Below are 13,957 nucleotides of genomic sequence, written 5' to 3'. Positions count from 1 at the left end.
GGAATAGCTGCAATGTTCACCTTTTCTTCCGCCTTCTCCCTCTTTCACCTCCCTCATGCCATGATGTGCTATAATGTCGATAGATTAATTTATTTGTAGATTCGGAGCGCACATATCATGGATTTAAGTATATTGATCGTCAATTATAATACACGCCAGCTGACGTTGGACTGTCTGCGGTCGGTATACGACTCCGAGACGGTCTATTCGTATGAAGTCATTGTCGTGGACAATGCTTCAAGGGATGGTTCGGTGGAGGCCATTCGAGCCGAGTATCCGGAAGTGGTGCTGATTGCGAATCAGGAGAACACGGGATTTGCCAAAGCGAACAATCAAGGGATGGCGATCGCCAAGGGACGCTATGTTCTTCTCTTGAATTCAGACACCGTAGTGCAGCCCGATACTTTTCAAATTATGGTTTCCTATATGGATGAACACCCAGAGCTCGGGGCATCAGGATGCAAAGTTATCCTGCCGGACGGCTCGCTGGATAAAGCGTGTAGAAGAGGATTTCCTACACCGTCCGCGTCCTTTTACTATGCTTTCGGATTCTCGAAGTTCTTTCCAAACCATCCGCGCTTTAACCAGTACCAGCTCGGGTATATGGATCCAAACGAGACGTATCCGGTCGACTGTCTGGTTGGCGCCTTTATGCTGGTGAGACAGGAGACCATTCGTCAGGTGGGCGGTTTGGACGAAACCTTTTTTATGTACGGAGAAGATGTGGATTGGTGCTATCGCATCAAGCAAGCGGGTTGGGGGATACATTATCATCCTGCTACATACATTGTTCACTATAAGGGAGCTAGCAGCCGGCGTAAGCCTTTCAAGATCATCTATGAATTTCACCGCGCGATGTGGGTTTTTCATAGGAAGCATTATCTTCGCAACTACTCTTGGGTAACGAATGCAGCCGTGTACTGTGGTATTTCACTAAAGTTCCTCTTATCTCTAGCAAAAAACAAATTACTCCCGGTAGGCACGAGAACTCCATCGGGCGCAAACCAGCCGGAGTCGGCGGAAGTCAAAGTGGAGGTGAGATCATGATCCGTAAGAACCAACGGTTCTTAACTCAATTATATATTCTGACGGATTTTGTTTTCATCCAAATTTCCTTTCTGCTTGCTTGGTGGGTGAAGTTCGAAAGCGGTTGGATTCAGTACGAGCAGCCGCTTCCCGTGGAAATTTACGCTTTCTGGAGCGTCGTCTATGGTGCGATTGCGGTGATTGTGGGGATCTTAATTTCTTTGTACACCCCGAAACGCAAAAAGCGCTTCGCCGATGAAGCCTGGAAGATCTTGCAGGTTCATGTTGCTAGCTTGTTCCTTCTGCTGAGCTTGATGTTCTTCTTCCGGCAAGTGGACATCTCCCGTCACTATTTGGCGATATACATGACGTTCAATTTGCTCCTGATCATGTTCTATCGGTATTTCTTGAAAAATGCCCTAAAGCAGCTGCGGAAGAAGGGCTACAATAAACAGTTTGTCTTGATTCTTGGAGCCGGATCATTGGGCCAACGCTTCCATGATAATTTGCGGCAATATCCTGAACTTGGCTATGAGATCGTCGGATTTCTAGATGATCAGAAAGTTTGGGGGAGAGGCGAGGCAGCTCGTTATAAACCGATCCTCGGAAGGATCGATGAGTTGGAGCGTATCCTGGAACAGAAGTTGATTGACGAAGTGGTTCTGGCGCTCCCGCTGGAGGCGCATCACCGATATGCTCGAATTATATCCATATGTGAAAAAGCCGGCGTAAGAACGTTAATTATTCCGGACTTCTTTGATTATTTGCCGGCCCGGCCTTACTTTGACAACTTCGCGGGAATGCCGATGATTAACGTTAGAGATATTCCGCTGGATTTGGCCGGGAACCGGGTCGCCAAGCGGATATTTGATATCGTCTTTTCGCTGCTGGCGATCATCATCACCTCACCAATTATGTTGATTGTTGCGATTGGCGTCAAACTGACGTCCAAAGGCCCGATCATCTTTAAGCAGGAGCGGGTAGGGCTGAATCGGCGGACATTCCAAATGTACAAGTTCCGTTCCATGCGGGTATTGCCCGAAGGGGTTGAGGACACGGGATGGACGACCCAAAACGATCCGCGTCGCACCAAGTTCGGGGCGTTTATTCGGAAGGCGAGCCTTGACGAGCTGCCGCAGTTTTTTAATGTACTGGCCGGGCATATGAGTGTGGTGGGCCCGCGTCCGGAACGGCCTTATTATGTGGATCAGTTTAAGGAGGAGATCCCGAAATACATGGTGAAGCACCATGTCCGGCCGGGCATCACCGGTTGGGCACAAACACATGGGCTTCGCGGAGACACGTCGATCGAGGAGCGGATTAAATACGATATTTTCTATATTGAGAACTGGTCAATCTTATTAGATATAAAAATCGTGCTAAAAACCGTCGTAAATGGTTTCGTCAATAAGAACGCGTACTGACGGGGCTATCCCTGGCAGTAAAAACGGTCTCTTCATTTCGAAGAGGCCGTTTTTATTTCCAACCCCTCACCCTGCCATCCCTCGATCCGCACCAACTTGCACCTTCCGCCAACGATCTCTCATTTTTCGGTAACCGATGCACAAGCCTACGCTGACGCAGGCGCACAGGATAAAGGAAATGAGAGTCTGGGCGTATACGCCAAGGCCGCCGAGATAATTTAAGGCCAGCAGGTTCGTATATCGCAGAATAAAGGCATGCACCAGATAGGCGCCAAAGGAGTATTTACCGATGAGGCTTAACGTTAGCCCCGCCTTGGTGGGCCGGGTAAGTAGACGCTGTACCGCATAAAAAAGAAACGGAAGCATCGCGAGCGTGGCCAACAGCATCAGCGGCTTAAGCGGCCCTGTAACGTTGGCACTAGCCAGGTAGTCGCCAGCTGCCGCGCCTTGGTTGATGGCGGCTATTTTGGTTCCTATATAGATCAAGAAAAGTACAGTAAGCGCAAGGCTGATGCCCCAGAGGGAGCGTACGGCTTTTTTCCAGCGTTCATAGTACAAGCCGACTAATCCGCCCAATACAAAATAAAACGTCCAGAACAGAAAGTTACGGTCCAGGTAGCGATTGAGGGTGTTCAGGATAGGTTGATCCGATTGAAAAACGCCCTTCGCCAGCGCCTCCAGCAAGAACAAGTTGGCTGCCAGGAACGCTAAAGTTACAGCCAGGTTCATCGGAGCCGGCCGCTTACCGGACAGAAACAGGCGGAACACGGGAAACAGCAGATAAAACGGGATAATCATGACCATAAACCACAAGTGATACGAGGCTTTTCCCGTCAGAGCCAGCTCCAGCACATGAAGAAGGTCCTTCCAATGGATGAAAACGGCATCTCCGCTGCGAAGACTCACCCATATATAGTAGAAGACCGTCCAAAACAGATAGGGAAGGACGACCTGCTTCCCTCTTCTTTTTAAGAAACGTCCATATTGAAAGGATCGGTCGTAATTATAAAACAACACCACGCCGGTGATAAACACAAAGAGCGGTACAGCGAACCGAATCAATCCCAGAAAGGTTGTCCCCAAGCTGACGGATAACGGCGACATGTCGGGTTGAACAAACAAGCCGGCAATGGCGTGCTGCAGCACGACCGCTAAGAAGGCGATCCCGCGAAGCGCTTCAATCTCTTCCAGTTTTGTCTTTCTCTCCATAATGTCCTCCATAGGGGTTTGGCATAGAAAGACCATAAAGAAAATGTGCGCATTCGTCAACCGTATTCCTGAATCTACCGGAACTCTATGACGTTGTGAGATATGCTATAATGACCATTGACAATAAACGACATTTTTTAGGTCGAACACCTCCAAGTAGAATAGGATCATATACTCATGAAAAATAAACTTTTCTACAACCTCCTGCTGATCTTGGGCATCGTGCTGCTGGCGCTAAGCTGGCTGCCGGAGACGCCAAAGTCGGAGGAAGATGGCTTTCGAGCCCATCGTATGGTCGCGCACGCTATGGGCGGGATCGAAGGTCTGACGTATACGAACACTTATGACGCCTTTCTCGTAAACTATGATCAAGGCTTCCGCGTGTTTGAAGTCGATTTGCTGCTCAGCAGTGAAGGCAGACTCGTGGCGCGTCATGAGTGGGGAGAGAGCTTCACCCGGCAATTAGGGCAGGAGGACGAGTTGGCAGCGGATCGACAAGGTGCGGTTCTGAGCTACGCCGAGTTTAAGGCGGCGAAAATTCAAGGTGTGTACGAGCCGTTGGATTGGGACGATGTGCTGGAGTTGATGGAGCAGTACCCGGATGTGTATATCGTCACCGACACAAAGCAGTCTAGCCCGGACGAAATCCAGCAGATCTTCACCCAGATTGTCGATGAGGCCAAGGCGAAGGACCCAGAGCTCCTGAAGCGCGTGGTGCCGCAAATCTACAACCGGGAGATGTTGGAGCCTGTCCAATCGATCTATCCGTTTGACTCGGTGATTTTTACGTTATACCAAACACATGATACAGACGATGAAGTGGTGGCTTTTGCAGCGGACAAGCATCTCGCAGCCGTCACCATGTCGGATACGCGGGCGAACGCGCAGTTGATCCAGGAGCTCAACCGGATTGGCGTGCCCTCTTACATCCATACGATCAACGACCTGAAGACCATCGCCAAGTTCAAAAGGATGGGGGCTTACGGCTTCTACACCGACTTTTTGACGGAGGCGGATTTGGCGAAAAACACGGGAATGCTGTCCTTGTTAGACGGGTTTGCCTGGTAAAAACCGCATCTTGAAGGGGGACTCATAGGTTGTAGGTTGTCCGCTCTCTTCTCAAGATTATCCCTTTGCATCAGGGAGTGAGGAAGTGATCCGCTCTCCAGTCAGCCTCATCTACAAGATCTCCTCTATGATCACGCCAGCTAGACCTCACCCGTCTGAACGAAAGGGATAATCGCGCAAAGAGGCGCCAGAAAGGTTATAAGGAACATCATAGAGCCGCAAGAACTGCGGCGTTTTTGTGTTCGCATCTGACGCGAACATTGACAGGGTACCCCCGGTAACATAGACTAGAAACAGAACTGGAAATCTAGTCATGAACAGTAGTCATATATCAGATGGATGAGAGAGCGGGGCGGAGCGAAATGCCCCGTTTTTCGCGGTCCTTCTGCTGAATTTGTCGTTGGAGGAATGGAAATTGAAGCAGATGATAGCTGGCTGGCGGCATGTGTTTAAGCTGGATCCCGACCGTCAGCTGGACGATCGGTCACTGGAAGCGGTGTGTCTGTCAGGGACAGACGCCGTGATGATCGGCGGATCGAGCGGGGTGACCTATGAGAATACGGTGGACCTGCTGTCTCGCGTACGCCGTTTTGAGGTTCCTTGCGTGTTGGAGATCTCCGATCTTGAGGCGGTGGTGCCGGGATTTGATCTCTATATGATTCCGATCGTACTGAACGCAGGACATCAAGATTGGATCATCGGGCAGCATGCCAAGGCGATCGAGCAGTACGGATACCTGATCCCTTGGGAACTGCTCGTGCCGGAGGGGTATCTCGTGCTCAATCCGGAGGCAACGGTCGCTAAGGTAACGGAGGCGCAAGCCCTGTTGGAGCCGGCGTCAGCCCGGTCATATGCCCAAGTGGCTGATCGTTTGCTTCAGCTTCCGATTGTCTATTTGGAATACAGCGGGCAGACCGGAGATTTTGAGTTGGTAGCGGACGTACGGCGAACCTTAGATCAAGCCCGTCTATTTTATGGCGGCGGGATCGTGGATGCCGAAATTGCGCGCTGCGCAGCTGCCGTGAGCGATACGGTGGTTGTAGGCAACGCGGTGTACGATAACCTGGAGCGGGCGCTGGAAACGGTAGCGGCGGCGAAGGATACCGCTAAGAAATAAAGGTGCACAATGACGATAAGAAGATGTTTTCTATGGAAGGAGCAAGTTTGATGCAACCTGTGAACATACAAGAGGCGGTAAGCCGCCTGAATCCGCAGCAAAGACAAGCCGTCGAGGCGACCGAAGGGCCGCTTCTGATTATGGCCGGCGCAGGCAGCGGCAAGACGCGCGTGCTAACGCACCGCATCGCCTACCTGATCGCAACGCGCAAAGCTCCGCCGTGGGCGATTCTTGCGATTACGTTTACGAACAAAGCCGCCCGTGAAATGCAGGATCGGGTATCTCGATTAGTAGGCGGTCCGGAGGGACGGGACATTTGGGTGTCTACGTTTCACTCGATGTGCGTACGCATTTTGCGGCGGGATATTGAGCGGATCGGGTTCACCTCCAACTTCTCCATCCTGGATTCCACGGATCAGCTGTCGGTCATTCGCAACTGCATGAAAGAACAGAACATCGACACGAAGAAATTTGAGCCGAAGGCGGTTCAAGCGGCCATCAGCACAGCGAAGAACGAATTGATCACGCCGCAGCAGTATGAGCATAAGATCGGCGATTATTTTGAAGGCATCGTGGCGAAGATTTATGCCCAATACCAGAGACAGCTGCGCCAAAACAACTCCCTGGACTTCGACGACCTGATTATGAAGACCATCGAATTGTTTAAAGCAGCGCCGGATGTGCTCGATTTTTATCAGAAAAAATTCCAATACATCCACGTTGACGAATACCAGGATACGAACCGTGCACAGTATATGCTGTGCCGGATGCTCGCGGACAAGCATCACCGCATCTGCGTCGTTGGCGACAGCGACCAGTCGATCTATCGTTGGCGCGGGGCGGATATCAGCAATATCCTGAATTTCGAGAAGGATTATCCTGAGGCCAAGACGATTCTGCTGGAGCAGAACTACCGTTCCACGTCGACGATTCTGAACGCGGCCAACGAAGTCATTGGACATAACACCGGACGCAAGCCGAAGAAGCTGTGGACGGACAAGGCCGGCGGGGACAAGATCAAGGTGTACCGTGCGGAAACGGAGCATGACGAGGGGTATTTTGTTACAACGGAAATTCATAATAGCGTCAAAAGCGGGCGTAACTACCGCGATCATGCGATTTTGTACCGGACCAACGCGCAGTCCCGGGTCATCGAGGAAATTCTGATCAAATCGGATATCCCGTACCAGATCGTGGGCGGTATCAAGTTCTATGACCGCAAAGAGATCAAGGACTTGCTCGCCTACCTGCGCGTGCTGTCCAACCCGGATGATGATATCAGCTTGACGCGGATCATCAACGTGCCCAAACGGGGCATCGGCGATACGACCGTGGCTAAGCTGGCAGATGCTGCAGCGCAGCGAGGGACGTCGATCTACCGCGTGCTTGAGGTTGTGGACGATCTGGGGATTGCCGGGCGGACGCGGAATGCGTTGGTTGAGTTTTTTGACATGATTCATGGGTTGCATCAGATGGTCCCGTATTTGTCTGTTACGGAGTTGACGGAAAAGCTGCTGGAAGTCACCCAATACCGGCTGGAGCTGCAAAATGAAAATACGCTCGAAGCACGCTCGCGGCTGGAGAACATCGACGAGTTTCTCTCCGTTACGATGGAATTCGAGAACAATAATGAAGACAAGTCACTGGTTTCCTTCCTGACGGATCTGGCGCTGATCGCCGATATCGACAGCATGAACGATAACAGTGACGCGGAGAAACCAAACGACGACGCGGTTGTGCTGATGACGATGCACAGTGCGAAGGGCCTGGAGTTCCCCGTCGTGTTCATCATCGGCATGGAGGAAGGCGTCTTCCCGCATAGCCGGGCGTTCCTCGATAACGAGGAACTGGAGGAAGAGCGCCGCTTGGCGTACGTGGGCATCACCCGGGCCGAGGAGAAGCTGTACCTCTCGTGCGCGCAGATGCGCACGCTGTTCGGCCGCACGACGGCGAATCCGCCGTCCCGGTTCCTCGATGAAATCCCCGAGGAACTCAAGGAGGACGGCGGTCGCGTGCCGCGCGACCGCTACGGCCGGGGCGCCGGCGTGGGCGGCGCCTACAGCGGCCGCGGCTTCAGCAGCGCCGGCGGCGGCAACTTCGGCCGCCCGGCCACGGACGCGGCCGGCGGCCCATGGGGCCGGTCCGCTGCTGCGCCTAGCGGACCGGCCGGGCGCGGCACCGCCGCTCCGATGCGGAGCGGCGTGACCGTGACCGGCGGCGGCGCGTCAGGAGCCGCCGCCAAGACCGCCCCCGGCGATTTCAGCGCCGGGGACAAGGTCGCCCACGCCAAGTGGGGCGTGGGCACGGTCGTTGCCATCAAAGGCACCGGCAACGACACGGAGCTGCAGATCGCTTTCCCCGCACCGGTGGGGGTCAAGCGGCTGCTGGCCGGATTCGCTCCGATCACGAAGGTGACCAACGGCGAGTGACCGATGGCGGATAACCGAGTATATTTGCCTCAATCCGGGGAAGGTTGAGGAGAATAGAGGTGGGGTGGGCTCCATCAGTAGAAAATAAGGGTAATTTATGTCCTTATGATCATTGAATCGGGCCTTCCTCGTGAAATAAGACCATTTTATGTTCTTATTTTGCTCCTATGGCCCAGATTTGCTTGGATTGGCTAGGGATAGCGCCATATTTTTCCCTTATTCCCCGCAAACTAGCGTATTCCCGATAAATAGCGGTAAAAAATACCCTTAAGATCATGGGCGGCACATAGTGCACTTGCCCCAATCGCTTAACCTACGGAGTGAACCCAATCGGGTTCCTCCGTTGCTATACATAACATACCTGCATGAAGGAGGGTTGTCCCTGCATGGATGCGATGCAAAGGATGGAGCAGCTCGTCGAGCAGCTGAACCGCTACAACTATCATTACTACACCTTGGACGAGCCGATCATCAGCGACAAGGAATACGACCAGTTGTATGATGAACTGACCGCGCTTGAGGCGGAGACGGGGATCACCCTGCCCGATTCGCCGACGGGGCGCGTGGGCGGCGAGCTGCTGGAGGGCTTCAAGCCACACCGCCATCTGGCTCCGCTGTGGAGCTTGGACAAAGCGCAAAACGAAGAGCAGTTGCTGAACTGGAACAACCGGGTTCTCAAGCTGATCGCCGACTACAACAGCAAAAACCCAACTACACCGCTGCCAGATCCGACCTACGTGGTCGAGCTGAAATTTGACGGGTTGACGCTCAACCTCACCTATACCTATGGACAGCTCGTTCAGGCTGCCACCCGGGGGAACGGCGTCGTTGGTGAGGGGATCTTACCCCAGGTCAAAACGATCAAATCCGTGCCGCTGACCATTCCTTACCGGGATGGCACCATCGAGGTGCAAGGCGAAGGCATCATGAATTTGTCGGTGCTGGCCAAATATAACGAGACGGCGGCTGAGCCGCTGAAGAACGCCCGGAATGCCGCTGCCGGCGCTTTGCGCAACTTGAACCCGCGGACAACGGCGGAGCGCAAGCTCAACGCTTTTTTCTACAATGTGGGGTATTCGGACAACCTGAAATTTCAGGATCATCGGGAAATGATGGCCTTCCTCAAGGACAACCGTTTCAAGGTGAACCCTTATGTCACCTACCATGCCAGCTTTGACAAGGTGATCGGAGCGCTTCATGAAATCGTGGAAAAGCGTCCGACCCTCGATTACCTCATCGACGGGGCCGTCATCAAAATCACCGATATGCGCACACGCGAAGTGCTGGGATATACGGACAAGTTCCCGCGCTGGGCGGTGGCTTTCAAATTTGAAGCGGAAGAGACGACAACGATATTGGAGTCCGTCTCTTGGAACGTCGGGCGAACCGGGAAAATCACGCCGCTGGCCAAAGTCGAACCGGTGGAGCTGGCCGGCGTCACCGTCCAAAACTGTACGCTCAACAACATCGGCGATATCGAACGCAAAAACTTGAAGTACGCTTTGGGCACCCGCGTATTCATCCGTCGGTCTAACGATGTCATTCCGGAAATTCTCGGCAAAGTGCCTGACGAACCGGAAGGCGGAGAGATCATCTACCCTGAGGTTTGTCCGGCCTGCGGCACGCCGCTGGAGCAGCGGGGCGCGCATTTGTTCTGCAATAATCGCTTGGGCTGCAAACCGCAAATTGTGGCGCGGATTACGCATTTTGCCTCCCGGGACGCCATGGATATTGAGACGTTCAGTGAGAAAACCGCCGAGCAGCTGCACGATGAGCTGAACCTTCGGGAGCCGGCTGATCTGTATACGTTGACGTTTGATGACCTAATCAAGCTGGAGCGCTTTGGCGAAAAGAAAGCCAACAAACTCCTCCAGGCGATCGAGGTGAGCAAAGGGCGCGATCTGGCTTCCTTCTTGTTCGCGTTGGGCATTCCGAACACCGGTAAATCGACGACCAAGGTGCTGGCCGATCATTTCGGCAGCCTGGAAGCGGTAATGTCCGCCACTACGGAAGATCTGACGGCTCTGCCGGACATCGGCGGGATTGTGGCCGACAGCATTGTGAACTTCTTTGCCGATCCGTTCTATCAGGCGGGCATCCGCAAAATGCTGGACCTTGGCGTTTCGCCGAAGGCTCCGGTTAAGTCGGCCGCACCGGTGACGGGCTCCTTCTTCTCCGGCAAAACGGTCGTGCTGACGGGCACGCTGCATCAGATGAGCCGGGACGAAGCAACCGAACGGCTTGAGGCGCTGGGCGCCAAGGTGACCGGCAGTGTATCGAAGAAGACCGATCTGGTCATCGCCGGCGAGAAGGCCGGCAGCAAGCTGGCGAAAGCCCAGGAGCTGGGCATCCCGGTCATCGAAGACGAGAACGAGTTGATCCGGCTGTTAAACGAAAGCGAATAGAAATCAGAACGCATAGAGAGCTTACACCAATTCCTTTTCCTATCCCTGAGCACATCTGCGGACATCCGCGGGTGGGTTCGGGGATTTTTTTGCGGCCAGCGATCACAAAAGTGACGAGAATCATGGCAAACCAGCGGCGTTTTCTTCATCATAGGGCGGTGGACCGGAGGGTTCGATAGTTAAATATCATCATAAAAAGGATGGAGAACACATGAATCACGATGCGTTACAGTGGAAGCCTTCGCGCTTTAATGCGCACAGCGAAACCGATGACGGCGGACTGATGCTGTACAACAGCTACACCGGGGCGATTGCCGCCTGTTCGCCTGCCGAACGGAATCAGGTTCTGGAGTGGCTGACCCCGGCCGCGCCCGTTCCTGAACCTGCGCCTCCGCTGTACGAATCGCTGATTGAACAGGGGTTCCTTGTCCCCGGCGATACGGACGAATTGCGGCGTGCCTTGTTCCTGCATCAATCCATGCATGCGCAGGATGCGATGCATCTGGTATTACTGGTGACGGAGGCGTGCAATTTCCGTTGCACGTATTGTTATGAATCGTTTCCGCGGGCGACGATGCGCGAGGAGGTGATCCGGGGGCTGGAGGCTTATATGGCTGAGCGCGCCCGCACGCTGAAGCAGCTGACGATCAGCTGGCACGGCGGAGAACCGCTGTTGGTCCCGCATGTCATTGAACGATTATCCCGTTCGTTCATGGCCGCCTGCGAGGCAAACGGAGCGGTATACGGCGCGGAAATGTCGACAAACGGATATTATTTGACGCGTGACAGATTCAAGCAGATGCTGGATCTTCGCGTGGAGCGGTTTATGGTGACCTTGGATGGAGAAGGCGAGACGCACAACGCCCGCCGCGGCCTGAACGGAGGCGGGGACACCTACCAAACCATCGTAAATAATTTAATGTCATTAAAAGAGGTAGACCGGCCGTTTGAAATCAATTTGCGCGTGAACTTCGATAACAGCAATCTGGAGGAGGTTTCCCGGTTCATCCCGGTGCTTCGCGATTTATTTGGGGATGATCCGCGGTTTAAAGTTTATTTTCGCCCCGTTGGGTGTATGGGCGGGGAGAACGATCTCAATCTGCCGGTATGCGATGAGCGAACGAAAGATCGCAGCATTTGGGCTTTCAACGAGCAAGCGATCGCTGAAGGGCTTACGGTCAGTTCGTTTATCTCGGATATTTTGCTGCCAACGGGAGCGGTTTGTTATGCGGCGAAGCCCAACTCCTTGATTGTTGGATCGGACGGTATGCTGTATAAGTGCTCGGTTGCACTGGAGCAGGACAATAACCGCTTAGGCCGGATTTATGAGGACGGCACGATGGATCTCGATGTTGACAAGCTGGCGCTGTGGACGACTTCCGGCGAGGAGACGGATGAGAAATGCCAGGCTTGTTTCTTCCGGCCGGCCTGCCAAGGGAACCACTGCCCGCTGTACCGGATGCGGACGGGGAATCGCCCTTGCTCTTATGAGAAACGTCAAATCAAAAAGACCTTGCGCACGATTTGCCTGCAAGCGCAGCGGGAAGCGACGGCTCCTACTTCCGAAGCTTTGTCTTAACGTTGTTGGGGGGCGCCTAGTTCCTGTACACCCTAGCAAGGAGGTGATAGGCATGAAGGTCATCCGTTCCGCGGCACAGCCCGCACACGTCAAAACCGGCCGGGTATCCAAATCCGTTCCGGGTAACCTGAGCTAATCTGATCTCGCTCATCTATAGACCGATTCTCAAGGCAGGTAGCTGCAAAGAGGATCGGTTTTTTTTACCAAAATATGAAACTATCACTACTTACATACGTTATTATCATAGAGTCATCATTAAAAAACATTCATTTGGAGGTCGTAATGAAGAGGGACAAGTTCATGAAGGGGCTGCTGATTGTACTGGCCTGCATGCTGTTTGCAGGTTGTACCAGCCGCCCTGCGCAGGAGAAGGAGCAAACGTCGAGCTTTAAAATCATGTTTTGGGATGAACAGTACTTTTTTCAGCAATACGGTGATTTATTCGCGATCGGGCACCCGAACGTAAATATCGAAGTGGTCAACATGAACAGCATCTACAACAGCTCGAATGGTGAGCAGATCGATTATGAGAAAGCCTTCTCTGATTTCCTCGAGAAAGAACAGCCGGACGTCATCCTATTGGACTCCAGCAACTACGAGAAATACGTGAATGATGGGAAGCTCATGGAACTGGATACGTTCATCGCGCGGGATAAATATGATACGGAGAGCATTTATCCGGCGCTCATCGAATTGCTGAAGGAGAAAGGCGGCGGCAAGTTATACGGGCTGGCTCCGACCTTTAGCGGCAACGCGATTTTTTATAACGCCGATTTGTTTGCGAAATATGGTATCGAACTTCCGCATGACGGGATGACCTGGCAGGAAATTCTCGACTTGGCGCGTCGCTTCCCAACGGAAGGGGATAAGGATACCCGCGTCTATGGATTTGGAGTGCAATACGGGATGTCGATGGAAAATCTGGCCTCGTACATTGCATCCGCCCAGGGGTTGCAGTTCTTGAATCCGGACACGATGAAGGTAACGATCAATACGGATTCCTGGAAACAAACGTATAAGCTGGCGATGGATGCGATTGACTCCAAAGCGATTTATATTCCCGACGAAAATGGCTTCCAAGGCGGGACGATGGAAGAGTACTATAAGAGCCGGCCTTTCTTGATGGGACGGGTGGCTATGTCTGTGGAAAGCCCCTACTTATTGCAAGACATGAAGCAGGCTCAGGATGTCATTACAGATTACAAGCCATTCCAGCTTGGTGTTGCTGCCGGGCCGGTGGATCCTGCCGATCCTCAGACGACACGGTCTTTGTACTTTAGCGATATCTTCGCGATCCGGGCCAATTCGCCAAATGCGGATGCGGCATGGGAGTTTATCAAGTTTATTAATGGTGAAGAATTCGCCAGGGTCAAATCCAGAACGTTGAATAACGGATTGCTGTCCCGGATGGGGATTTCCACCGAATACAACGGGGTCAACCTGGAGGCTTTCTATAAACTGAAACCGAAGTTCGATTCGAATTCAAGCCGCGACTACGCGAAAATACCAGACGATTTCCATATGCAATACCGGCCGATTCTGGAGCGAGAGATCAAGCTAGCTCAGGAGAAAAAGAAATCGATTGATGAAGCATTGCAAACGGTACAGGACGAAGCCCAGGCGCTGTTGGACAAAGCGTTGAAAGACGAAACGGCCAAAAAGGGCTCCGAAGGCAGCGCGGAATCCGACGCGTCCGGAGT

Annotated in this window: 9 protein-coding genes (1 of these 9 only partly in view); 8 read left to right on the top strand and 1 reads right to left on the bottom strand. The window is 53.0% G+C overall.

Going from position 1 to position 13,957, the window contains the following annotated elements; genetic code table 11:
- The first annotated feature begins 117 nt into the window (after positions 1–117).
- Complete coding sequence (locus tag NSQ80_RS18885; protein ID WP_339300346.1) at positions 118–1,047, top strand: glycosyltransferase family 2 protein; 930 nt, start codon at positions 118–120, stop codon at positions 1,045–1,047.
- Entirely contained in the window at positions 1,044–2,450 is a 1,407-nt protein-coding gene (locus NSQ80_RS18880) for an undecaprenyl-phosphate glucose phosphotransferase (protein WP_339300344.1), read from the top strand. Before NSQ80_RS18885 ends, NSQ80_RS18880 begins: the two co-directional genes overlap by 4 nt.
- A gap of 66 nt (positions 2,451–2,516) precedes the next feature.
- On the opposite strand, the gene NSQ80_RS18875 is transcribed toward NSQ80_RS18880, so the two are convergent.
- A complete protein-coding gene (locus NSQ80_RS18875; RefSeq protein WP_339300342.1) occupies positions 2,517–3,659 on the bottom strand; it encodes an acyltransferase in 1,143 nt (380 codons plus the stop codon).
- 177 nt (positions 3,660–3,836) lie between these two features.
- Here NSQ80_RS18875 and NSQ80_RS18870 point away from each other — a divergent pair, with 177 nt between their 5' ends.
- The 6 genes from NSQ80_RS18870 to NSQ80_RS18845 form a co-directional block, all read left to right on the top strand.
- Complete coding sequence (locus NSQ80_RS18870) at positions 3,837–4,727, top strand: phosphatidylinositol-specific phospholipase C/glycerophosphodiester phosphodiesterase family protein (RefSeq protein WP_009225429.1); 891 nt, start codon at positions 3,837–3,839, stop codon at positions 4,725–4,727.
- 415 nt (positions 4,728–5,142) lie between these two features.
- Entirely contained in the window at positions 5,143–5,844 is a 702-nt protein-coding gene (locus tag NSQ80_RS18865; RefSeq protein ID WP_339300340.1) for a heptaprenylglyceryl phosphate synthase, read from the top strand.
- 50 nt (positions 5,845–5,894) lie between these two features.
- Positions 5,895–8,273 (top strand): DNA helicase PcrA, encoded by a 2,379-nt coding sequence (gene pcrA, locus NSQ80_RS18860; protein WP_339300338.1) that lies wholly within the window; start codon positions 5,895–5,897, stop codon positions 8,271–8,273.
- Between the two features lie 386 nt (positions 8,274–8,659).
- Entirely contained in the window at positions 8,660–10,678 is a 2,019-nt protein-coding gene (ligA, locus tag NSQ80_RS18855) for an NAD-dependent DNA ligase LigA (RefSeq protein ID WP_339300337.1), read from the top strand.
- Between the two features lie 211 nt (positions 10,679–10,889).
- On the top strand, positions 10,890–12,257 hold the full coding sequence (locus tag NSQ80_RS18850; protein WP_339300335.1) for a radical SAM protein: 1,368 nt from the start codon (positions 10,890–10,892) through the stop codon (positions 12,255–12,257).
- A gap of 282 nt (positions 12,258–12,539) precedes the next feature.
- Positions 12,540–13,957, top strand: partial view of an extracellular solute-binding protein gene (locus NSQ80_RS18845; RefSeq protein ID WP_339300333.1) — the 5' portion only. The gene runs 43 nt beyond the window's last position; the window shows 1,418 of its 1,461 coding nt (coding positions 1–1,418); its start codon is at positions 12,540–12,542; its stop codon lies off the right edge, out of view.

This window comes from Paenibacillus sp. FSL K6-2441 (genome assembly GCF_037964765.1).
Taxonomy (GTDB): domain Bacteria; phylum Bacillota; class Bacilli; order Paenibacillales; family Paenibacillaceae; genus Fontibacillus; species Fontibacillus phoenicis.
This window is presented reverse-complemented; position numbering and strand designations above follow the sequence as displayed.